The organism is Arachnia propionica, from assembly GCF_003859805.1.
Taxonomy (GTDB): Bacteria; Actinomycetota; Actinomycetes; order Propionibacteriales; family Propionibacteriaceae; genus Arachnia; species Arachnia propionica_C.
Window position 1 is genome coordinate 323,286 of sequence record NZ_RQZG01000001.1, and the last position, 22,549, is coordinate 345,834.

The window sequence follows — 22,549 nt, forward strand, 5'->3', positions numbered from 1 at the left end:
AGGATGCTCTCCTTGCCTGAATTCTCTCCAGCCGAAGGACACCCATGAGTGAACACCTCGGGGACCGCTTCAGCAGCCGCCGACGTGTCGCGATCATCGTCACCCTGGGCCTGTTGACGGGGCTCGGTCCCTTCACCATCGACCTGTACCTGCCGACCTTCCCGGACCTCAAACTGGATCTGGACATCATGGATCCACAGGTCCAGATGACCCTCTCCGCGACGACCCTGGGGTTCGCGCTGGGCCAGTTGCTGGTCGGACCGGTCAGCGATCGGTTCGGGAGGCGGATCCCGCTGGTGGTCGCCTGCGCCGTGCACATCATCGCCTCCGTCCTGGTGGCGATCGCCCCGAACGTGGTCTTCCTGACCGTCATGCGCGCCCTCCAAGGGATCGGCGCGGCTGGCGGGGCCGTCGTCGCGATGGCCATGGCCCGGGACCTGTTCTCCGGCAAACGCCTGGTGGTGATGATGTCCCGGCTCGCCCTGGTCAACGGGTTGGCCCCGATCGTCGCACCCGTGATCGGCTCCTGGCTCGTGACCGTCACCCACTGGCGGGGCGTGTTCTGGGCACTTGCCGGGTACGGCGCCCTGGTGCTCTCCCTGCTGGTGCTGCTCATCCCTGAGACCCGGACCCCGGCGGAGCGCACCCGGGGTGGTCTCGCTCAGCTGTCCCGGGCCTATCGCCGCGTGCTGGGTGACCGGCTGTTCCTCGGGATGCTGGGCACGGGTGGGTTCGCCTTCGCCGGGCTGTTCAGCTACGTCTCCACCTCCTCCACACTGCTGCAGGAGACCTACGGGCTGAGTGAGTCGCAGTTCGGGATGGTCTTCGCCACGTGTTCGGTCGGGGTGTTCCTCGGGGTGCAGAGCGGTAGCCGACTCGCTCCTCGGTTCGGCCCCCAGTGGGTCCTGGTCGTCGGCACCACCGGTCTGGTCGTCTCGGCGTCGCTGCTGTTGCTGCTCGACGCGGCCCGCATCGGGTACGTGCCACTCATCCCCGCGATGTTCGCCTTCACCTTCTCCTTCGGCTGCTGTGCCCCGAACGTCAATGTGCTGGCCCTGCAGAACCACCGGGCCGACTCCGGCGTCGCGGCCTCACTCATGGGGGCGAGTTTCATGATCCTGGCCGCCGCGGTCGGCCCGATCATCGGGCTGTTCCCCCTCACCTCGGCCGCCCCGATGGCCTTCGCCATGCTCGTCTGCGGAATCCTGTCGACCACGATGCTGTGGCTGGTGGCCAGGCCACGGAGCATCTCCTTCCAGCTGTGACCACCTGGCTCACTCGGGTACCCGCCGTCGTCCTCGTGCTGACCGCCATCGTGTCGGTCCAGCTGGGCTCATCGCTGGCCAAGGGGCTGTTCACCGCGGTGCATCCGGTCGTGGCGGCGTGGCTGCGGGTCACCGGAGCGGCACTGCTGCTGGGGATCGTGGTCCGACCTCGTCTGCGGGACAGGACTCGGTCCCAGTGGCGGATCGCGGCGACCTACGCGGTCTGCCTGACCGGGATGAACGCGCTGTTCTACCAGTCGATCCAGCGGATCCCCGTCGGGATGGCCGTCACCTTCGAGTTCCTCGGCCCCCTCGCGGTGGCGATCCTGACCTCCCGACACCGACGCGACCTGATCTGGGTGGTGCTGGCCGGGACCGGTGTCGCGCTCCTCGGCCTCAGCCCGGAGCCCCTCGACGGTCCCGGGGTGCTGCTGGCCCTGCTGGCAGGTGCCTGTTGGGCCTGCTACATCGTGTTGACACCGCGGCTGGCCGCCGCATGGGAGGGATTCACCGGGTTGACCACCGGGATGCTCATCGGCACCGTGCTGCTCGCCCCGGCGGCACTGGCGGCGACACCGTGGTCCGGTCCCTGGTTCTGCTCTCCCACGCTCTGGGGTCTCGGCCTGGGACTCGGCCTGCTCAGTTCCGCCCTGCCCTACGGGCTGGAACTACGAGCCCTGGAACGCATGCCCAGGGCCACTTTCGGCATCCTCATGGCCCTGGAACCCGCAGCCGCCGCCCTGGTGGCGTGGCTGTGGCTCGGTGAGCACCTCGGATGGGGCGGACTCGCCGCGATGACCTCGGTCATCGCGGCGAGCATCGGGGCCGTCCTCACCTCCCGGCGGGCTCCTTCGCAGTGACGTCGACACCGGCCTCCTTTCGCTGCTGTGCACTGATCGGTGCCGGGGCCGCGGTCAACGGATCGTAGCCACCACCGGTCTTGGGGAAGGCGATGACGTCGCGGATCGACTCGGTGCCACTCAACAGGGCCACGATCCGGTCCCAGCCGAAGGCGATCCCACCGTGCGGTGGTGCACCGAAGCTGAACGCCTCCAGCAGGAAGCCGAACTTCTCCTGCGCCTCCTGCGCATCGATCCCCATGACCTTGAAGACCCGCTCCTGCACGTCACGGCGATGGATCCGGATGGAGCCCCCGCCGATCTCGTTGCCGTTGCAGACCATGTCGTAGGCGTAGGCCAGTGCCTCGCCCGGGTTGGCATCGAAGCTGTCGAGCCACTCGGGTTTCGGTGAGGTGAAGGCGTGGTGCACCGCCGTCCAGGCCCCGGCACCGACCGCCACGTCACCGTCGGCCCTGGCCTCGGATGCGGGTTTGAACAGTGGGGCGTCGATGACCCACAGGAAGCTCCAGGCATCGTCGGCGATGAGGCCGCAACGCTGGGCGATCTCGTTGCGGGCGGCCCCGAGCAGGTTCTGGGACGCGGTGCGTTCCCCCGCGGCGAAGAAGATGCAGTCACCGGGCTTCGCACCGGTCAGTCCCGGCAACGCCTCCAGCTCGGCCTCGGACAGGTTCTTCGCCACGGGGCCACCGAGCTCACCGGACTCGGCGACGGTGACATAGGCCAAGCCCTTGGCGCCGCGCTGTCTCGCCCATTCCTGCCAGGCGTCGAAGGTGCGACGCGGCTGTGAGGCCCCACCCGGCATCACGACCGCCCCCACGTAGGGAGCCTTGAAGACCCTGAACCCGGTGTCGGAGAACAGCTCGGTGAGCTCGGTCAGCTCCAGGTCGAAACGCAGGTCGGGCTTGTCGGAGCCGTACCGGTCCATCGCCTCGGCGTAGGGGATGCGCGGGAACGGGGTGGACAGCTCGACGCCCTTGATCGCCCAGATCTCCTTGACGATGGCCTCGCCGAGCTCGATGACATCCTCCTGGTCCACGAAACTCATCTCGATGTCGAGCTGCGTGAACTCCGGTTGACGGTCTGCGCGGAAGTCCTCGTCGCGGTAGCAGCGGGCCAGTTGGTAGTAGCGTTCCATGCCTGCGACCATGAGCAGCTGCTTGAACAGCTGCGGGCTCTGGGGCAGGGCGTACCAGGACCCCGGGTTCAACCTGGCGGGCACCAGGAAGTCCCGTGCGCCCTCGGGCGTGGAACGGGTCAGCGTCGGGGTCTCGATCTCGACGAAGTCCCTTTCCCCCAACACCTTCCGGGCAGCCTGGTTCACCTTGGAGCGGAGTCGGATGGCGGCCCCCGGGGCAGGACGGCGAAGATCCAGGTAGCGGTACTTCAGCCGTGCCTCCTCACCGACGTTGACCCGCTCGTCGATCTGGAACGGCAGCGGGGCGGCCGGGTTGAGCACCTCCAGCTGGGAGATCGCGACCTCGATCTCGCCCGTGGGTAGATCCGGATTGGCGTTGCCCTCGGGGCGCACCTCGACGACACCGGTCACCTGGATGCAGTACTCGTTGCGCAGATCGTGCGCCCCTGAGGAGTCCAGCACCTCGTCACGGACCACCACCTGGGCGACCCCTGAGGCGTCACGCAGGTCGATGAAGGCCACGCCACCGTGGTCACGGCGTTTGGCGACCCATCCGGTGAGGGTCACCTCCTGGCCTGCGTCGGTGGCCCTGAGTTCCCCGGCATTGCGGGTGCGAAGCATGTCTCTCTCCAATCCGGCTGCATGGACACCACAGCTCGTGGCCACGAATCCTACTGCGAGAACAGCCGCTCGCCGATGTAGCCGCCCTCCTCGCATCCCGGCGGCACGAGGTACACCCCACTGCCGAGGGTCTTGAGGTATTCGATGAACATGTCGTCACGGGCCATGTTGCGGTGGACCTTGGCGAATCGGGCGGGTTCCTTGACGTAGGCGATGAAGAACAGGCCGGCCGCGAGCCTTCCCTGCTCATCCGAGCCGTCCACGTAGTTGTAGGCGCGACGCAGCATCTGGATGCCACCGTTGTTGTCCGGGTGGGTCCGGGCCACGTGCGACCTGGGATCGATCAGTGGTTTGCCGTTCGAGCCCGTTCGGCCGAAGTCCGGGGCGGTGAACTCATCCCCACCGGAGAGTGGGGCCCCACTGCCCTTGGCACGTCCCAGCACCCGGTCCTGTTCCTCCAGCTGCAGGCCGTCCCAGACCTCGATGGTCATCGAGATCTTCCGGGCGATCAGGTAGGAGCCACCATGGGCCCACTCAGGCCCCTCGGAGATCCAGACGTGTTCGGCGAGCTTGTCGGTCTCCTCCGCCTTGATGTTGTTGGTGCCGTCCTTCTGCCCGAACAGGTTCCGTGGGGTCTGCTGCTCCTTGGAGGTCGAGGAGGCCCGGCCGAAACCGAGCTGTGCCCATCTCAGGTTGGCACGCCCGAAGGCGATCCGGGTGAGGTTGCGGATGGCGTGCACCGCCACCTGGGGATCGTTGGCACAGGCCTGGACACACAGGTCACCGTCGGAGATCGCCGGTTTGATGAAGTCGTTGACCATCTTGGGCAGTTTCGTGAACTGCTCCGGCAGCTGGTCTGCGATGCCGAAACGGTCGTTGCCCTCGGCATCGACGAACAGGGACCGACCGAAGCCGATGGTCAGGGTCAACCCGTTCGGACCGTGGTCAGCCGCCTCACCCGTGTCGACGGGTGGGGCGAGCGGATTGCCGTCGAAGGCCCCGCCCGCACCGACCGGGGCCCCCAGGGCCATGCGGGAGGCCGCGTAGGTCCAGTCCTTGAGCAGTTCGACGAGGTCGTCGCGGGTCTGACCGGGCATCATGTCGAAGGCCGCGAAGTGCAGCTGTTCCTGGGCCGGGGTGATGATCCCGGCCTGGTGCTCCCCGTGATAGGCGTGCACCAACTCCTCGGCACCGGCCACCGTCGGACCGGAGGTGGCGCGGCCTGCGAAGAAGCCACCCACCCCCAGCCCGACGGCACCCGCGGAGGCGCCCGAGAAGGCCAGCATTCCCCTGCGGGAAAGAGCCATCACTCCTCCTCGATCCCCAGCACCGTCACGGTGAGCCTGGACAGCGGCTCACGCAGGGCGTTGATCTGGTCGCTCAGCTCCTTCTGCTGCTCGGAGGTCACCTGGTCGTAGAGCACGAAACCCTTCTCCAGGCTGCCGTACTTGTCGAGCAGGGCCTGCAGGGCGTCGAACTCCTTGGTGATCTCGGCCACCAGGGCCTTGCCCTCCTCACCCTTGCGCTCCGCGATGGGTGCGACGAGGTCGAAGGCGATGCGGGAGCCCTCCAGGTTGGCCTGGAAGTCCCACAGGTCGTAGTGGCTCCACCAGTTCTCCTCACCGGTGACCTTGGTGACGGCGATCTCCTCCAGCAGACCCGAGGCACCGTTCGAGACGGTGGAGATGTTCACCTCGTTGTCCGTGACGAAGCTCGGGGAGGAGACGAGCTCGTTCAGCTGCTTGACGTCCTTGATGAGGGTCTCACCGATCTCCTTGCGCTGCTCCGTGGTGGAGGGCTGCCAGCCCTCGTGGGCGGAGGAACCATCGGGCTGGACGGCGTCCTGCGCCGGGACCCACAGGTCCTTCTCGATGCGGTGGAATCCCAACCACTGCGTGAACTCCGGGTCGTCGGTCTGCAGTGCCTCCGCCTCCGCGAGGTAGTCGATCTCGCGGTAGTCGATGCGGGGATCGAGGGTGCCCAGGGCCTCGGCGATGGGCTCGATCCGTTCGTAGTGGACACGGATCTTGGCGTACAGGTCGCGGGCCTTCTCGTCGTCGCCGTTGATGTAGGCGGTGGCGAACTCCTCGGTCTTCGGTTCGAGCTCGGAGACCTCGTTGCGCACGAAGGCGACGTAGTCGGTCACGACCTGTTCGAACAGGGCCTTGTCCTCACCGGAGAGCTCGATGGCCTCGCCGGTCACCTTGAAGGCCGCCTGGCCGACGTTCTCACCGCGCATGCCCGGTTTGCACGCGGTGAAGTACTCGCCGGGCTGGAGGGAGACCGTCAGGTCGGCGGAGGCACCGGCGGCAATGTTCTCCTTCTCCGAGACGATCCTGAGCCCGTCGGAGCCGAGCAGGTAGAACTCGGTGATCCTGGAACCCTCGTTCTTGATGGAGAAGGTGACGGTACCGGACTTGGCCGAGGAGGCCGAGACCGTGCACTCGGTGTCGGTGGAGCTGACGGTGATCGGGCCGCCAGCGGCCTCGGAGTCGGAGGTGCTGGCGGGCTTGTTCTCGGTGCAGCCGGTGAGCACCAGGGCACTGACGGCCAGTGCGGCGAGGCTACGCAGCGTGAGCGTCTTCATGGGTTTCCTTTCGAGGGGCGGGGTGGCGGACACGTTTGATGAACAGCGGGAGGACGATGCCGATGTAGCAGGCCCAGGCGGTGATCTCGAGCCAGCTCATGAGCGGTGTGAAGCCGACGGTGCCCTTGAGCAGGGCCGCCGGCCAGCTGTCGGGCGGGATCACGTCCTGCAGGTCGAACGCCCAGCCGAAGGGGTAGGCGGCCCCCCAGAAGGGGCGCTCGGTGAAGAATCCGACCAGGACCTCCTTGGTGCGCAGGTCGATGGGGGTGATGGGGGCCCCGGAGAACGGACCGGGCAGGAACCGCGCCTCCTGCAGGTCGTGGATGCCGTAGGCGAGGATGCCCGCGGTCATGATGATCAGCAGGGTGCCGGTCCAGGCGAAGAAGGTGGAGAACCTGATGCGGAGCATCCCGGTGTAGATGAGGTATCCCATCCCGCAGGCGACCAGCAGTCCGGCGACGGCACCGAGCAGCGCGATCGGCTCGGTGAGCCAGGCCCACAGCATGAGGGTGGTCTCGATGCCCTCACGACCCACGGAGATGAAGGCCAGCCAGAACATCCCCCAGCCACGGCCGATGGCGGTGGCCGCGCTGGCCTCCAGCTCGGCCTTCATGGTGCGTCCCGCCTTGAGCATCCAGAACACCATCCAGGTGACCATGACCACGGCGAGCAGGGACATGCCACCACCCAGCAGCTCCTGGCCCTCGAAGCTCAGCCCGTAGCGACCGAAGGTGAACAGGGCACCCAGCGCGATCGATCCGAGCACCGCGATGGCGACTCCGAGCCAGATCCGGGACACGACGTCGGCGCGCTCCTGCCTGCGCACGTAGGCGATCAGGATGCCGATGATGAGGGAGGCCTCGAGGCCTTCGCGAAGGCCGATGAGGAAGGATCCCAGGAACATGCGTCTCCAATGCGACAACTCCGACAGCGGCCCATTGTGGCCAAGGTGAGCCTAACCAACGTCATCGAACCGATGCAACCAACGCCTCCCCGGTGCCTGCTCCCCGGATGCCGGATCGGGTCGTTCACACGGTCACAGGGTGGAGTGCAGCCGGGGTACCCGATCCGGCTCAGGGGGCAGCCACCGTGCCGGGTCGGCCGGGTGCTGTTCACCGGAACGGATGTCCTTGACCGAGTCGTCGCGACCGGCACCGAACCACACGAACGGGATGCCGCGACGTTCGGCGTACCGGATCTGGCGTCCGAACCTGTCGGCCCTGGGGGCCACCTCGCAGGCGACGCCTCGGGCACGCAGCTGCCGGGCGATGGTGATGGCCCGTTCCCGGCTCTCCTCGTCGTCCACGGCCACCAGCACCGCCGAGGGCACGCTGCGCGACGCGGTGAGGACTCCCTTCCCGATCAGCGGGGCGAGGATACGGGTCACACCGAAGGAGTACCCGACCCCCGGGAAGGTGACCTTCCCGTCGGAGGCGAGCGAGTCGTAGCGACCCCCTGAGGCCACGGACCCGAGCTTCTCGAAACCCTCCAGGAGGGTCTCGTAGACCGTTCCCGTGTAGTAGTCCAGGCCACGTGCGATCCGCAGATCGGCCACCACCCGTCCCGGTTCCTGGGCCGCGGCCAGGCGTACCAGCACCTCCAGTTCGGCCAGTCCTTCGTCCAGCAGTTCGTGCTGCACACCGAGGGCCTGCACCTGGTCCACGAAGGACCCGTCGGCCGCCGAGATGCCCGCCAGGGCGACGCATGCCTCGGCCTGGCCCCTGCTGAGGCCGACCTGCGTGGTGAGCAGCTCCGCGACGGCGCCCGGGCCGATCTTGTCGTACTTGTCCACCCGCTGCAGCACCGCGGCGGGATCCTCGATCCCCAGTCCCCGGTAGAAGCCCTCGGAGAGCTTGCGGTTGTTGACCCGGATGCGCACCTGTGGCAGACCGAGGTCACGGTGCAACCTGCCGAAGACGTCCAGCGCCACCAGGGGGATCTCCACGTCATGGTGGGAGGCCAGCCGATCCTGGCCGACGATGTCGATGTCGGCCTGGGTGAACTCCCGGTACCGCCCCTCCTGGGGACGTTCGCCACGCCAGACCTTCTGGATCTGGTAACGCCGGAAGGGAAAGACCAGATGTCCCGCGTGTTCGAGCACGTACCGGGCGAACGGGACCGTGAGATCGAAGTGGAGCCCCAGCTCGTCGCCCTCCCCCTCATCGGCGTGCAGGCGACGCACGACGTAGATCTCCTTGTCGATCTCCCCCTTGCGGGAGAGCTGCTCCAGGGGTTCCACGGCCCGGGTCTCGATGGGGGCGAAACCGTGCAGTTCGAAGGTCGAGCTGATGACCCCGAGGACACGGGACTCGACCATGCGCCCGGCGGGGAGGAACTCGGGGAAACCGGACATCGGTGTGGGACGGGCCATGTCAGCGCTCCAAGAACTCGGGTTGCAGGTAGGGGTTGTGCTGTCGCTCGGCCGCCAGGGTGGTGGCGGCGCCGTGCCCGGGGAGCAGCACGGCATCGGTGGGCAGGATCTCGAGGAGACGGCGCAGCGTCGCCTGCATCTCGGCCATGTCCCCACCCGGCAGGTCGGTCCGTCCGATCGTGCCACGGAAGAGGACGTCCCCGGTCAGGAAGACCGTCTCGGTGTCGTCACCGACCTCCAGCACGGTCGATCCCGGGGTGTGGCCGGGGGCTGGGTGGGGGGTCACGGTCAGCCCCGCCGTCTCGAGCTTCTCGTGGTCCCGCAGGTCACCCGGTCGAGGCAGCTCATCGGCTCCCAGCACCTGTGTGATGAGCGGGACCGCACCGGGGCCGAGACCGAGCGACGGGGTCAACAGCATCGGGTGGTCGGCCACGGCACAGTGCACGGGCACCGCCCACACCGCTGCCAGGTCGGCGGCCTCCCCGACGTGGTCGAGGTGGCCGTGGGTGGCGAGGATCGCCGCCGGGGTCCATCCCACCCGGTCGAGTGTCGCGACGATCACCTCCGACCCCATCACGCCGGGATCGACGACCAGGCATCGCGAACCCGCCTCACCGTCGCCCGCGGCGAGGAGATGACAGTTCGCCTGCCAGGGGGACACAGGAACCGTGTGAATGCGCACTCGCCTACTCTATGGCAGATGGCGGAGTGCGCCCGCTAGATTGTTCCCATGAGCGAACAGCAAGCACCCGTGGAGTTCGGACGCGTCGACCCCGACGGCACCGTCTACGTCCGCGTCGGTGACACCGAGAGAAGTGTCGGGCAGATCCCCGACTCCACCCCTGAGGAAGCCCTCGCGTTCTACACGCGGCGTTACGAGAACCTGGCCGCCGAGGTGGGGTTGCTGGTCTCCCGGGTGGAGGCACAGGCCATGTCGCCGGAGGAGGCGCGCAGGGCCATCACCACGGCCAGGGGCAATGTCGCCGAGGCCAACGCCGTCGGTGATCTCGCCGCCCTCACGGCCCGCCTCGACGCCCTGGAGGAGCTGCTGCCCGCTCAGATCGAGGCGCGCCGGGTGGCCAAGGCCGAGCAGAACGCCGCGAGCATCGCCGCGAAGCAGGCGATGGTCGACGAGGCCGAGGCGTTGGCCACCGGCAACAACTGGCGGCACGGCGTGGACCGTTTCCGGGAGCTGCTGGAGGAATGGAAGGCGCTGCCCCGTGTCGACCGCACCACGGACAACGAGCTGTGGCACCGGTTCAGCTCCGCCCGCACCCAGTACACCCGTCGACGCAAGGCGCACTTCTCCGAGCTCAACTCGAAGCGGGACGAGGCCAAGCGGCTCAAGGAGCAGATCATCGAGGAGGCCACCCCCTTGGCCGAGTCCACGGACTGGGGAGCCACCGCCGGGGCCTTCCGCGAGCTGATGACTCGCTGGAAGGCGGCCGGAGCCGCGAAACGCAGTGACGACGACGCGTTGTGGACCCGGTTCCGAGCCCTCCAGGACCAGTTCTTCAACGCCAGGACCGCTGCCCAGAACGCCGTCGACGGCGAGCAGGCCGAGAACCTCGCGGCGAAGGAGGAGCTGCTCGGCAAGGTGGAGCAGGACCTGGCCGGGGTCACCGATGTCGACGAGGCCAAGGCCATCCACCGGGAGTTCCTGACCCGCTTCAACGAACTCGGTCATGTGCCTCGCGGTGCGATGCGGGATCTGGATGCCCGGGTCCGCAGGCTCGGTGACCATGTCGCCGAGCTGGAGGCCGAACGGTGGCGGCGCACCGATCCCGAGGCCCGCAGGCGTGCCGAGGACACGGTCGCCCTGTTCCAGGCCCAGGTGGACAAACTCACCCGGGACCTGGCGGACGCCGAGGCCGGGGGCGATGCCCGCAGGGCGAAGGACGCCGCGAAGTCGCTGGAGACCTACACCTCGTGGCTCGACCAGGCCAAGGAGACCCTCAAGGACTTCTCGGAGGGCTGAGACGGCGACGGTCCCGGGACGTCCCTCACCGATGTCCCGGGACCGATGTGGGCGGGAGCCTCATCCCTCGTCGATCACGACCCGGTTGAACGGTGCCTGCTCTGCACCCAGCCGCCGGGAGAACTGCTCCGGCAGCACGGCCACCGTCTCGTGGAGGGCGATCTTCCTGGTCAAGGACGTGTCCTGCTGGTCGTCCTTGACCGCACCGATGATGATGCCCTCGGCGTCGATGAAGACACTGTGTCCGTCCCCGGGGCGTGACGTCGGGTCGTCGAAATGGGCCCGGTACCCGGTGGTGCCGTCGGAGAAGACGACCTCGTTCAGGGTCACCTTCGGATTGGTCGGGGTGCCCTCCTTGTCGGTGCCCGGGTCCTGCGGATCGACCGCCAGGTTCGCCAGCACCCGCAACGCGGCTGAACGAAGTTCAGGTGTCCTGAAGGGCGTCAGCAGTTCGGTGACCGACTTGAACACCCGCTCATCATCCGAGTTGGTCCCGGTCTGTGCCCGGAAGTGGGCATCCAGTGCTCCGGGGTCCGGGGGGAGCTGGGCCAACTCCGGATCCGGTTCGTGCTTGTACCACTCGACCTGTCGGGAGACACTCTCCGCGTAGCTGCGCCGTTCCCAGATCCAGCCGTCGGCATCCATGTAGCTCTCCTGGACGGTGTGGTGGTCCAGATCGTCGTCCGAGCCACGACCCCCGCTCCTCTCGATGATGTGGAGGTACCTCCCGGCGACAGGCCGCCCCACCTCGGAGGAGAGCACCGAGGTCACATCCAGTTCATCCGGCACCACCTCTGCTCCCAGTTCCCAGGTGAGGGGAGCAGATTCCAGGGATGGCGTCGCTGAGGGCTCCTCCGCCTCATCGTCGACGGTTTCCGCACCCATGTCCACGGTCTCGGGATGCGGGGAATCGGTGGGCGCGGTCATCGGTTGGGCCACTGGTGCGTGGTCGGGCCGGACGTGCTGGATGACTGCAGGGATCGCGAGGGCGAGGACCGTGACGGTCGCCGCTGCCACACCCAGCCCGATGATCACCGAGCGACGTCCCCCGGGTCCGGAGCCACGTTCCCGGGTGATCTCGACGTACAGGGCAGCGCGACGTTCAGGGGTGAACTCCGACTCGAAATCAGGACGGTGCTTGGACAGATCGGTCATGAGACCCTCCTCAGTGGGACAGGACGTGCGGGAGTGGTGGGATCGAGCAGTTCCTCGAAACGTTGTCGCGCTCGTCCCAGTCGCTTCGTGAACGCAGACTTGCCCATCCCGAGCACCGCGGCCGCCATCTGGTGTGACAGCCCGTCCCAGCCGACCAGCAGGAGCGCCTCCCGATCGGTCTCACCGAGCCGCTCCAGGGCATCGAACACGGCCTGTCGCTCGGTGACCACCGTCTCGGGAGTCGGTGTGCTGGCTGAACGTTCCAGCGCGTAGACCTGCTCGGTCAGGCGAAGACGTCTCCCTCGGGCACGCTGATGATCGATGAGGGTTCGTCGCGCCGTGGTGATGAGCCAGCCGAGTGGCTCCGGCCCCATGGAGTCGAAGTGCCGCCACGCCTTGACGAAGACCTCGGCCGTCACCGTCTCCGCCAGGTCCGGATCGGTGTGCCTCCGGAGAAAGGCGTAGACCCGCCCTGAGGTCGTCTCGTAGAGTTCCCGGAACCGGGTCTCGATGTCCTCGTCCACACCTGGTACACGATCCGTGGGCACGGAAGGTGACACCTCGTGGTCAGGAATTCAGTCGGAAGGCGTCGTAGACCCCCGGCACCTTCCTCACCTGGTTCAGGACGTGCTGCAGGTGGGTGGGATCCGGGGACTCGAAGGTGAGACGGCCGATGAACTTGCGGTTGCGCCCTGAGGAGAGCGTGGCCTCCAGGATGTCGACGTGGGCCTCGGAGATGACGGTCGAGATGTCGGCCAGCAGCCTCGCCCGATCGATGCCCTCCACCTGGATGGTCACCTCGAACTGTCCTCCGGAGCTGCCGTCCCATTCCACCGGGACCATCCGTTCCGGGCTCTCCTGCAGGGCGGGCATGTTCGTGCAGTCGTCACGGTGCACCGAGACCCCGTCGCCCCGGGTGATGAAGCCACTGATCCCATCTCCCGGGATCGGGTGGCAGCACCTGGCCAGTTTCACCGTGATGCTCGGATCCCCCGCCACCAGCACCCGGGCCTCGCCTCCCGGCTTGGGACGACGACGGGGCCGTACCACCTCGTCCTCGGTGATGGTGTCGACGGCCTCGTCCTCACCCCCGTGCAGATGGATGAGCTGGGTGACCACGGCCTGCGCCGAGACCTGCCCCTCCCCGATCGCCATGTACAGCGACGGTACGTCCTGGTGCCGCAACTCATTGGCCACGGCCGTGAGGTTCTCCAACGTGAGGAGACGCTGCAGGGGAAGACCGGTGCGACGCAGCTGCTTCGCCAGCGATTCCTTGCCGTTCTCGATCGCCTCGTCCCGACGTTCCCTGGAGAAGTACTGCTTGATCTTCTGCTTGGCGCGGCTGGAGGCGACGAAACTCAACCAGTCACGGCTGGGGCCGGCATTGGGTGACTTGGAGGTGAGGATCTCCACCTTGTCACCCTGGGCCAGTTTGGTCGACAGCGCCACGAGACGTCCGTTGACCCGGGCGCCGATGCAGCGGAACCCCACCTCGGTGTGCACCGAGAAGGCGAAGTCCACCGGGGTCGCCCCGACCGGCAGGGCCACCACCTCCCCCTTCGGGGTGAAGACGTAGACCTCGTCGGAGTTGATCTCGAACAGCACCGAGTCCAGGAACTCCGTCGGGTCCTCGGTCTCCTTGCTCATCACCCCGAGCTGGTGCATGGCACGCAGCCCGGCCTGCTCCGGGGTGACACCGTTGCGGAGGTTCTCCTTGTACTTCCAGTGAGCGGCCACACCGTACTCGGCGCGACGGTGCATCTCGTGGGTGCGGATCTGGAACTCGACGGGTTCCCCACGGATCCCGAGCACCGTGGTGTGCAGGGACTGGTACATGTTGAACTTCGGGTTGGCGATGTAGTCCTTGAACCTGCCCGGGATGGGTTTCCACTTCGAGTGGGCCACCCCGAGCACCGCGTAGCAGTCACGCAGGTCGTCGACCAGCACACGGAGCCCGATGAGGTCGTAGATGTCGGCGAAGTCACGCCCCCGAACCATCATCTTCTGGTAGATCGAGTAGAGATGCTTGGGACGTCCGTAGACGGTTGCCTTGATCCGGTTCTCGGCCAGGAGCTGCTGGAAGTCGGCGATCAGCTCCCTGAGGTAGCGTTCCCGCCCCGGGGCCTGCTGGGCCACCAGTTCGGAGATCTCCTGGAACACCTTCGGTTCGATGGCCTGGAAACTGAGATCCTCGAGTTCCCACTTGATGGTGTTCATCCCGAGCCGGTGCGCCAGCGGTGCGAAGATGTTCAGGGTCTCGGTGGCGATCCGCACCTGCTTGTCGGGACGCAGGAACGAGATGGTGCGCATGTTGTGGAGCCGGTCGGCGAGTTTGATGACCAGCACCCGCACCTCCTCGGATGTGGCCATGATCATCTTGCGGATGGTCTCGGCCTTGGCCGTCTCACCGTAGGTGACCTTGTCCAGCTTCGTCACCCCGTCGACCATCCGGGCCACCTCGTCGGAGAAGTCCGCCCGCAGCTGCTCCAGGGTGTAGTCGGTGTCCTCGACGGTGTCGTGCAGCAACGCGGCCGCAAGGACCGGCTCGGTCATGCCGAGCTCGGCCAGGATCGTCGCCACCGCCAACGGGTGGGTGATGTACGGGTCCCCTGACTTGCGCTTCTGTCCCCGGTGGTGCAGCTCGGCGACGCGATAGGCGCGCTCGACCACCTCGAGGTCAGCCTTCGGGTGGCTGGCATGGATGATCTTGAACAGTGGATCGAGCACGGCGGAGCGTGGACGCACCGCCCCCAGCCGGGCCAGTCGCTGTCGCATCCGCAGCCGCGGTTGCTCAGGCCCACTCGTGAAGCGTTTCAACGCTCCCGCTCCCCTTGCCTGCTCAGCCATGCCAGGAGTCTAGTCCCTGTGACACCACCGACGCCCGGACCGAGCATCCACCCCGTCATTCCTCACTGTCGCGACCGGTCTCCCGGTGCTGTGCCCGCCGCACCACGATGAGCTGATCACCGGTCTCGATGCGAGCCGCGGTCGAGTCGTAGAACCGGCGCAGGGTGCCGCCCCTGATGATGCCGATCACCCGGTCGTGCAGCAACGACGTCGGGGACTGCCCCACCTCGTGTGGTGCGGCCTGACGCTGACTCACCTCGAGTCCGGTACCCGCCGTCAGCAGGTCCTGGATGATCGACCCGAGCTCAGGACCCACCGCGGACAGCCCCATGAGGCGACCGACCGTGTCGGACGAGGTCACGACAGAGGTGGCACCGGACTGCCGCACCAGGGGCACGTTCTCCTTCTCCCGCACGGAGACCACGATGGCGGCCCCCGGGTTGAGCTGACGCACCGTCAAGGTGGTGAGGATGGCGGCATCGTCCCGCGAGAGACAGATGATGATCTTGCGGGCCTTGCTGATCTCGGCCCGACGCAGCAGCTCCCGCTGGGTGGCATCCCCGAGGAAGGCGGCCAGACCATCCAGGTTGGCCTCGTTGACGGCGACATCACTGTTGTCGATGACGACGATGCGCGCGTCCTTCTCACCGTGCCGACGCAGGGTGTTGATCGCGCTTCGCCCCTTCGTGCCGTAGCCGATGACGACGACGTGATTCCTCATGGCACTCCTCCACTGCAGATCACGGATGATGCGGTTGCCCTGGTTCGCCAGCACGGCGATGGTGGTACCGACGAGCACCACCAGGAAGCCGATCCGCATCGGGGTGATGAGGATGGCGTTGAGCAGGCGGGCGTGTGGCGCCAACGGCGTGATGTCGCCGTAGCCGGTGGTGGTCATCGTGACCGTCGAGTAGTACAGGGCGTCGATGAAGCTGACACCGTCGCCGCGGACGTTGTCGACGTAGGCGTCCCGGTCCAGCCACACGATCAGGGTGCTGCCGGCGAGCATGATGAAGGCGAGGCAGAAGCGTTTCGCCAACTCCCTCAGCGGGTGGATGTCCTTCCTCGGCATGGACACCGTCGAGGTGGCATAACCGCGTTGGACCACTTTCCGGCCCGCCATCTACTGCATCACCACCGCCGAACAGCTCTCGACCCCGACCGACGCGAGCTTGTCACGACCGCCGAGTGCCGAGAGCTCCAGCAGCACGCTGACGTGCACCAACTGTGCTCCGAGCCGTTGCAGCAGCGCTGCCGTCGCTGCGACGGTGCCACCTGTGGCCAGGACGTCGTCGACGACGAGCACCCTGGCCCCCTTGAACATCGCGTCGACGTGCATCGTGAGGGTCGCGGTGCCGTACTCGAGGGCGAAGCTCTCGCTGACCACCTCACGTGGCAGTTTCCCGGGTTTGCGCACGGGGACGAACCCAGCTCCCAGCCGCAGGGCGACCGGAGCCGCGAAGATGAATCCTCGCGCCTCCATGCCCACCACGAAGTCCACGTCCCTCGGGGCGGAGTCGGCGATCGCCTCGATGGCCTGCGCGAACCCTTCCGGCGAGGCCAGCAACGGCGTGATGTCCTTGAAGGTCACCCCCGGCTTGGGCCAGTCGGGGACGTCGGTGATGTGCGAGTGCACCAGGGTCATCGCTTCTGCTTCCTCCGCTGCTCCCGGCTGAGATTGGTCCGACGCTGCTGTCTGGTCCCGGCACCCACTGCGGCGCCTTCGGCCTCATCGGTCCCGGCAGCGGCTGCCTTCCGCTCGGCGCGCGCCTGGTCACGTTCCTGCTTGCGCTCCAACGATCGGCGGTGCGCCACCTGGTCCGGCTCCCTCTCCTTCATCTGCACCAGCAGCGGTGTGGCGATGAAGATCGACGAGTAGGCACCCGCGATCATGCCGATGAACAGGGCCAGACCGAGGTCGGCGAGCGGACCGCTGTGGAGCATCGCGCCCCCGATCAGCAGGGCGGTGACCGGCAGGATGCCGATGACGGTGGTGTTGAGGGAGCGGATCAGCACCTGGTTGATGGCGAGGTTCGCGGCCTCAGCGTAGGTCTGACGACTCTCCTTGACCCCCCGGGTGTTCTCCGCGACGCGGTCGAAGACCACGACGGTGTCGTAGAGGGAGTACCCCAGGATGGTCAACACCCCGATGATCGTCGCGGGAGTGACGGTGAAGCCGACCAGGGCGTAGACCCCCACGGTGACCAACAGGTCGTGTCCCAACGCGATGACGGCGGCCAGGGACATCTTCCAGTTCCTGAACCACACCCCGATCAGCACCATCACCAGCAGGATGAACACCACGAGTGCGATGAGGGCCTGCTGCGAGACCTGCTTGCCCCACGAGGCCCCGATGGCGGTGTAGGTGACGTCCTTGACCTCGACCCCGGCCATCTCGGCGATGGCCGAACGGACGTCGGTGGTCTCCTCCGGGGTCAGCGCCCGGGTCTGGATCCGGACCTTCGAATCCCCCAGGGAGAACACCTGCGGCTCCAGGTTCCCGACCTCGAAGCCCGATGCCGCGGTCCGCACCTCGTCAACGGTGCTGGAGGTGACCTCCAACGGCACCTGGAAGTCCGTGCCACCTCGGAACTCGATGCCGAGTGCGAGTCCTCGCACCACCAACCCGATGACGCACAGCAGCAGGAGCAGGACCGAGAAGGTGTACCAGGTGCGGCGGTTGCGGACGAAGTCGTAGGAGACCTGTCCGGTGTAGAAACGATGTGCCAGGCCGTGCTTGGTGCTCATCAGGCCTCCTTGACGATCGAGGTGGAACGGCGACGGCGGCGACCGAGCAGTGAGTCCCGTGTGACCCCCATGTGCGAGGCGTCCAGGCCGGACAGCCTGTGACCCTCACCGAAGAACCTGGTGCGTCCCAGGACCTGCACCAGTGGCTTGGTGAAGAAGAAGCACACGGCCAGGTCGATGAGGGTGGTGAGTCCGAGGGCGAAGGCGAAGCCCTTCACGCCACCGACCGCCAGGATGAACAGCACCAGGGCCGAGAGGATCGAGACCATGTCCGCCACGATGATGGTGGAGCGGGCCTTGACCCATCCGGTGGTGAGAGCGGACTTGAGACTGCGACCGTCGCGGATCTCGTCACGGATGCGCTCGAAGTAGATGACGAACGAGTCCGCGGTGACACCGATGGCGACGATCGCTCCCGCGATCGCGGGCAGGTTCAGGGTGAAACCCATCGCCTCACCGAGGATCACCATGGAGGCGTAGGTCCCCAGGGCTGCCACACCGAGGGAGCCGATCACCACGAGTCCGAGGCCGCGGTAGTACGCCAGGCAGTAGAGAATGACCAGCGAGAGCCCGATCACACCGGCGATGAGCCCGACCCGCAGCTGTTCGCCACCGAGTGTCGCGGAGACGGTCTCGACCTGCGAGGGCTCGAAGTTGAGCGGCAGGGAGCCGAACCGCAGGACGTTCGCCAGTTCGGCAGCGGACTCGGGGGTGAAGTTGCCACTGATCTGGGCGCTGCCGTCGGTGATCGGGGTCTGGACCCGGGCGTTGGACTCGACGATGCCGTCGAGCAGCACGGCGAACTGGTTCGTCGGATCCGGTTTCGACACGAGCGCGGTGGTCATCTCCCGCATCGCCTCCGTGCCCTCGGCGTCGAAGGAGAGGGCGACCACGTTGTGGATCTCACCCGTCGGCACCGTCGAGACGGCATTGGTGACACGTTCACCGACGATGGCGACCGGTCCCAGCAGGAACTTCGTGGTCTTGCCCGGGTCGCAGGCGAAGGTGGCTGCGTCCAGCGGCTGGGTGACCTTGTCCCCGCACTGGTAGTTCTGGAAGGAGGTCTGCTCCTCAGCGGTGGGCTGATAGGCCAGTACCTCGGCGATCGGGAGCTGGGTTCCGATGGTACCGGGCTCCGGGGTCGGTGTGGGCAGCCGGTCGAGCCCGGTCTCCTGGACCGGGACCGCGGCCTGACTGCTCAGCACCGGACGGAAGGTCAACTGGGCCGTGCTTCCGATGAGGTCGACGAGGTCGTCGCGCTGCACGTTCGGCGCGGAGACCACGATGTGCCGCTCACCGGAGGTGGTGACCGCGGCCTCGCTGACGCCGAGGCTGTCCACCCGGTTCTGGATGATCTGCCGGGCCTGCTCGAGGTTGTCGGCCTCCACGGTGGAGTTGGTGGCGGTCAGTGTGATGGTCATGCCGCCCTGGAGATCGAGCCCCAGCTTGGGGGTCCAGATCCTGCCGAGGGCCATGATGCCGTACAGGGCCGCCAGGGCGATCAGGAAGACGATGAGGACGAGCCCGGGACGGGGCTTTCGGGATGTGGTTGCCATGGGGGATCAGTTCTTCTCGGGGACCTCGTCGAGACTGGCGGTCTCCTCGGTGAGCTCAGACACCTCGGTCGACTCCACGGTGGGGACGGGACCGGTCTCGTCGTCGAACTCGAACTCCTCCTCGTCCTCGGCGACCTCACGCAGGATCGCAGCCTTGAGACAGGTCACCTCGAGGCCTGGGGCGAACTCGATGATGACCTGCTTGTCACCGACATGTGTCAGGGTGCCGTAGAGCCCACTCTGCACCAGCACCCGGGCACCGGGTTGCAGGGCGTCGATGACCGCCTGGTGTTCCCGCATCTTCCTCTGCTGCGGGCGAACCATCATAAAGTACATCAGACCGCCGAAAGCGACGATCATCAGGAGCGTTTCGAGCATGGACGAGTCCTTCAAAGGTTCAGGGCAAAAATTGCCAAGGGTCAGGATAGCTCAATCGAACAGGGACGGATCTCCACCGGGCGGTTGCAGGCCGAGGTGTCGCCACGCGGCCCCCGTTGCCACCCGGCCACGGGGGGTGCGCATCATCAGTCCTTCACGGATCAGGAACGGCTCGGCCACCTCGGAGACCGTCTCGGTCTCCTCCCCCACGCTGAGGGCCAGGGTGGACAACCCGACCGGCCCTCCCCCGAAGAGGGTGCACAGGTTGTTCAGCACCGCACGGTCCAGTCGGTCCAGGCCACGCGCATCCACCTCGTAGAGGTCGAGAGCCGCCCGGGCGTGAGGGACCGTGACCCGGCTCTCACCGGCGACCTGGGCGTAGTCCCGCACCCGTCTGAGCAACCGGTTCGCGATGCGGGGGGTGCCCCTGGAGCGTCCTGCGATCTCCTTGGCGGCATCGGGATGCAGATCAACCCCGAGTTTTCCGGCCGAGCCGGCGACGATCCCGGCCAGGTCCGCGGCGTCGTAGAACTCGAGCTGCGCGGTGAAACCGAACCGGTCCCGCAGGGGGCCGGGCAGCAGACCTGCCCGGGTGGTGGCCCCGACGAGGGTGAAGGGCGGCAGCTCGATCGGGATGGCGGTGGCCCCGGGACCCTTGCCGACGATGACGTCCACACGGAAGTCCTCCATCGCCAGGTAGAGCATCTCCTCAGCGGGGCGGGCCAGACGGTGGATCTCGTCCAGGAAGAGCACGTCACCGTCGTCGAGTCCGGAGAGGATCGCCGCCAGGTCGCCGGCGTGTTGGATCGCCGGCCCCGACGAGATCCGGAGGTTGACCCCCAGCTCGGCCGCGATGATCATGGCGAGGGTGGTCTTGCCGAGACCGGGTGGGCCCGACAGCAGCACGTGGTCCGGGCTGCTCCCCCGGTGACGGGCGGCATCGAGCACCAGCCCCAGCTGATCCCTCACCCGTGGCTGACCCTCGAACTCCGCGAGCCGTTTCGGGCGCAGTGCCGCCTCGAACTCCTGCTCCTCACCCCGGGGTTGCGGATTGACCGCCGAGTCGTCCATGGCCTCCTCCTCAGCGCTTCGCCAGTGAGCTCAGTGCGGCCCGCATCAGCTGACGGATGCTGGCACCGGTGGCGGCCTGCTCGGCGATGGCGTCGCAGGCGGCTGCGGCGTCCTTCGCGGACCAGCCGAGTCCCTGCAGACCCTCGGTGACCTGCTCGCGCCAGGCCTGATCACCCTGGGGGGGTCCGGTGACGGTGCTGCTGTCGTCGAGGGCCAGCAGGGCCGCCTTGTCCCGCAGCTCCAGGATGATCTTCTGGGCCATCTTCGGACCCACCCCGGGGGCGCGCGAGATGGCACGGGTGTCATCACCCGTCACGGCGCGCCTGAGGTCTCCCGGGGAGAGCACCGAACAGATCGCCAGCGCGACCTTCGGGCCGACCCCGCTCGGGGCCTGCACCAGCTCGAACATCTCCCGCTCGGCCTCGGTCCCGAATCCGAAGAGGGTGAGGGAGTCCTCACGCACCACCAGCGAGGTGTGGACGGTGGTCACCTCTCCCGGCCGCAGCGCGGCCGCCGTGTCAGGTGTGCACAGGGCCCGGTATCCCACCCCGGCGACATCGATGACGAACCAGGTCGTCCCGGCGTGGGCGACGGTCCCGGTGAGCTGCGAGATCATGGCGCCTTCCTGGCTGCCGCGACGAGCGCGGCGTAACGATTGGTGTGACCTCCACGCCAGGCGTGGCAGACGGCCAGTGCGAGGGCGTCGGCCGCGTCAGCCGGGCGCGGTGGTGCGGTGAGTTTCAAGATGGTGGTGACCATGGCGGTCACCTGGGCCTTGTCGGCCCGGCCGGATCCGGTGACCGCCGCCTTGACCTCGCTCGGGGTGTGGAAGCTGACCGGCAGAGCGTGGCGTGCCGCGACCAGGGCCGCGACCCCGGCCGCCTGTGCGGTGTCGATCACGGAGGCCCGGTTGTGCTGGGCGAAGACCCGCTCGATGGCGACGACATCGGGGCGGTGTTTCTCGATCCAGGTCTCCAGGGCCTGCTCCAGGGTCAGCAGACGCTGGCCGATGTCGAGCTCGGTCCCGGTGCGTGCCACCCCGACCGCCACGAAGGATGGTGGCCGCCCGACCGTGCCTCGTACCACGGCCATCCCGCACCGGGTGAGGCCGGGGTCGACGCCCATGATCCGCTTCATCTCGAACATCCGTTCGATGGTACCGGATCAGTCCTCGTTCTCCAGAGCCGCCGCGACCTCGTCGGTCAGGTCCAGGTTCGTGTAGACGTTCTGGACATCGTCGGAGTCCTCGAGTGCGTCGATGATGCGGAACACCTTGGTCGCGACCTCCACGCTGTCAACCTCCTGGTCGAAGGAGGCGACGAACTGCACCTCCGCGGAGTCGTACTCCATGCCGGCGGCCTCCACAGCCTTGCGGACCTCGACGATGTCGGCGGGGTCGCAGCGGGCCTCCCAGGTCTCTCCCTCGTCGGTGACCTCCTCCAGCCCGGCCTCGAGCGCTGCCTCCAGCAGGTCGTCCTCGACGAGTTCACGATCCCCCTGGCGCTTCGGCACCACGACCACGCCCTTGCGGGAGAACAGCCGCTGCACGGAGCCCACATCCGCCATGGTCCCCCCGTTGCGGGTCACGGCGACGCGCACATCGGAGGCGGAACGGTTGCGGTTGTCGGTGAGGCACTCGATGAGGATCGCGATCCCGGCCGGGCCGTAGGCCTCGTAGGTGATCGTCTCGTAGTCCGCACCGCCGGACTCGGCCCCGGAACCCCGCTTGACGGCCCGGTCGATGTTGTCATTGGGAACCGAGGACTTCTTGGCCTTCTGGATGGCGTCGTAGAGGGTGGGGTTGCCCGCCGGGTCACCGCCGCCGAGGCGGGCGGCGACCTCGACGTTCTTGATCAGTTTCGCGAACAGCTTGCCGCGTTTGGCATCGATGACTGCCTTCTTGTGCTTCGTCGTCGCCCATTTGGAGTGGCCGCTCATTCGTCACGTCCTTATTGATTACCCGATGGTCACATCTGC

General features: G+C 67.2%; 21 protein-coding genes. 3 read left to right on the forward strand and 18 right to left on the reverse strand.

Translation table 11 applies throughout. The features are described 5' to 3' along the window. The first annotated feature begins 44 nt into the window (after window positions 1-44). Window positions 45-1,265 carry a multidrug effflux MFS transporter gene (locus EII34_RS01605; RefSeq protein ID WP_124842129.1) on the forward strand — a complete coding sequence of 407 codons (1,221 nt, stop codon included), beginning with the start codon at window positions 45-47 and terminating at the stop codon, window positions 1,263-1,265. Continuing rightward, window positions 1,262-2,125, forward strand: a complete 864-nt coding sequence (locus tag EII34_RS01610) for an EamA family transporter (RefSeq protein WP_221620159.1) — start codon at window positions 1,262-1,264, stop codon at window positions 2,123-2,125. Before EII34_RS01605 ends, EII34_RS01610 begins: the two co-directional genes overlap by 4 nt. Here EII34_RS01610 and aspS read toward each other — a convergent pair. The 6 genes from aspS to EII34_RS01640 form a co-directional block, all read right to left on the reverse strand. After that, window positions 2,097-3,881, reverse strand: a complete 1,785-nt coding sequence (gene aspS / locus EII34_RS01615; RefSeq protein WP_124842134.1) for an aspartate--tRNA ligase — start codon at window positions 3,879-3,881, stop codon at window positions 2,097-2,099. The two genes, EII34_RS01610 and aspS, sit on opposite strands and share 29 nt — an antisense overlap. Window positions 3,882-3,931: 50 nt before the next feature. After that, window positions 3,932-5,188, reverse strand: coding sequence for an iron uptake transporter deferrochelatase/peroxidase subunit (gene efeB / locus EII34_RS01620; RefSeq protein WP_124842137.1), 1,257 nt, complete (start codon window positions 5,186-5,188; stop codon window positions 3,932-3,934). Further along, the gene (gene efeO / locus EII34_RS01625) at window positions 5,188-6,468 is read right to left on the reverse strand and encodes an iron uptake system protein EfeO (RefSeq protein ID WP_124842140.1); all 1,281 of its coding nucleotides are present in this window, start codon (window positions 6,466-6,468) and stop codon (window positions 5,188-5,190) included. The genes efeB and efeO overlap by 1 nt, the downstream gene beginning before the upstream one ends. Further along, entirely contained in the window at window positions 6,446-7,372 is a 927-nt protein-coding gene (gene efeU / locus EII34_RS01630; protein WP_124842143.1) for an iron uptake transporter permease EfeU, read from the reverse strand. Before efeU ends, efeO begins: the two co-directional genes overlap by 23 nt. Window positions 7,373-7,504: 132 nt before the next feature. Next, window positions 7,505-8,839, reverse strand: a complete 1,335-nt coding sequence (gene hisS / locus EII34_RS01635) for a histidine--tRNA ligase (RefSeq protein ID WP_124842147.1) — start codon at window positions 8,837-8,839, stop codon at window positions 7,505-7,507. Window position 8,840: 1 nt separating this feature from the next. Continuing rightward, entirely contained in the window at window positions 8,841-9,521 is a 681-nt protein-coding gene (locus tag EII34_RS01640; RefSeq protein WP_124842151.1) for an MBL fold metallo-hydrolase, read from the reverse strand. A 48-nt stretch (window positions 9,522-9,569) separates the two neighbouring features. Here EII34_RS01640 and EII34_RS01645 point away from each other — a divergent pair, with 48 nt between their 5' ends. Next, on the forward strand, window positions 9,570-10,817 hold the full coding sequence (locus EII34_RS01645) for a DUF349 domain-containing protein (protein WP_124842154.1): 1,248 nt from the start codon (window positions 9,570-9,572) through the stop codon (window positions 10,815-10,817). Window positions 10,818-10,877: 60 nt separating this feature from the next. Here EII34_RS01645 and EII34_RS01650 read toward each other — a convergent pair whose 3' ends face one another. Genes EII34_RS01650 through EII34_RS01705 form a run of 12 tightly spaced genes read right to left on the reverse strand, consistent with a single transcriptional unit; the run spans window position 10,878 to window position 22,510 of the window. Further along, window positions 10,878-11,972: a hypothetical protein gene (locus EII34_RS01650; RefSeq protein WP_124842157.1), complete on the reverse strand. Its 1,095-nt coding sequence runs from the start codon at window positions 11,970-11,972 to the stop codon at window positions 10,878-10,880. After that, window positions 11,969-12,520 carry an RNA polymerase sigma factor gene (locus EII34_RS01655; protein WP_185711117.1) on the reverse strand — a complete coding sequence of 184 codons (552 nt, stop codon included), beginning with the start codon at window positions 12,518-12,520 and terminating at the stop codon, window positions 11,969-11,971. Before EII34_RS01655 ends, EII34_RS01650 begins: the two co-directional genes overlap by 4 nt. A gap of 19 nt (window positions 12,521-12,539) precedes the next feature. Then, on the reverse strand, window positions 12,540-14,819 hold the full coding sequence (locus tag EII34_RS01660; RefSeq protein WP_124842163.1) for a RelA/SpoT family protein: 2,280 nt from the start codon (window positions 14,817-14,819) through the stop codon (window positions 12,540-12,542). A gap of 55 nt (window positions 14,820-14,874) precedes the next feature. Then, window positions 14,875-15,942: a potassium channel family protein gene (locus EII34_RS01665; protein ID WP_124842166.1), complete on the reverse strand. Its 1,068-nt coding sequence runs from the start codon at window positions 15,940-15,942 to the stop codon at window positions 14,875-14,877. Further along, the gene (locus EII34_RS01670; protein ID WP_124842169.1) at window positions 15,943-16,464 is read right to left on the reverse strand and encodes an adenine phosphoribosyltransferase; all 522 of its coding nucleotides are present in this window, start codon (window positions 16,462-16,464) and stop codon (window positions 15,943-15,945) included. Continuing rightward, entirely contained in the window at window positions 16,461-17,567 is a 1,107-nt protein-coding gene (secF, locus tag EII34_RS01675; protein WP_124842172.1) for a protein translocase subunit SecF, read from the reverse strand. Before secF ends, EII34_RS01670 begins: the two co-directional genes overlap by 4 nt. Continuing rightward, window positions 17,567-19,123, reverse strand: coding sequence for a protein translocase subunit SecD (gene secD, locus EII34_RS01680; RefSeq protein WP_464115341.1), 1,557 nt, complete (start codon window positions 19,121-19,123; stop codon window positions 17,567-17,569). The genes secF and secD overlap by 1 nt, the downstream gene beginning before the upstream one ends. 6 nt (window positions 19,124-19,129) lie before the next feature. Further along, entirely contained in the window at window positions 19,130-19,501 is a 372-nt protein-coding gene (gene yajC / locus EII34_RS01685) for a preprotein translocase subunit YajC (RefSeq protein WP_124842175.1), read from the reverse strand. A 51-nt stretch (window positions 19,502-19,552) separates the two neighbouring features. After that, on the reverse strand, window positions 19,553-20,572 hold the full coding sequence (gene ruvB, locus EII34_RS01690; RefSeq protein WP_124842178.1) for a Holliday junction branch migration DNA helicase RuvB: 1,020 nt from the start codon (window positions 20,570-20,572) through the stop codon (window positions 19,553-19,555). 10 nt (window positions 20,573-20,582) lie between these two features. Beyond that, on the reverse strand, window positions 20,583-21,188 hold the full coding sequence (gene ruvA / locus EII34_RS01695; RefSeq protein WP_124842181.1) for a Holliday junction branch migration protein RuvA: 606 nt from the start codon (window positions 21,186-21,188) through the stop codon (window positions 20,583-20,585). Further along, window positions 21,185-21,697, reverse strand: a complete 513-nt coding sequence (ruvC, locus tag EII34_RS01700; protein ID WP_221620172.1) for a crossover junction endodeoxyribonuclease RuvC — start codon at window positions 21,695-21,697, stop codon at window positions 21,185-21,187. Before ruvC ends, ruvA begins: the two co-directional genes overlap by 4 nt. A gap of 39 nt (window positions 21,698-21,736) precedes the next feature. Continuing rightward, window positions 21,737-22,510: a YebC/PmpR family DNA-binding transcriptional regulator gene (locus EII34_RS01705; RefSeq protein ID WP_124842185.1), complete on the reverse strand. Its 774-nt coding sequence runs from the start codon at window positions 22,508-22,510 to the stop codon at window positions 21,737-21,739. Between the last annotated feature and the right edge of the window lie 39 nt (window positions 22,511-22,549).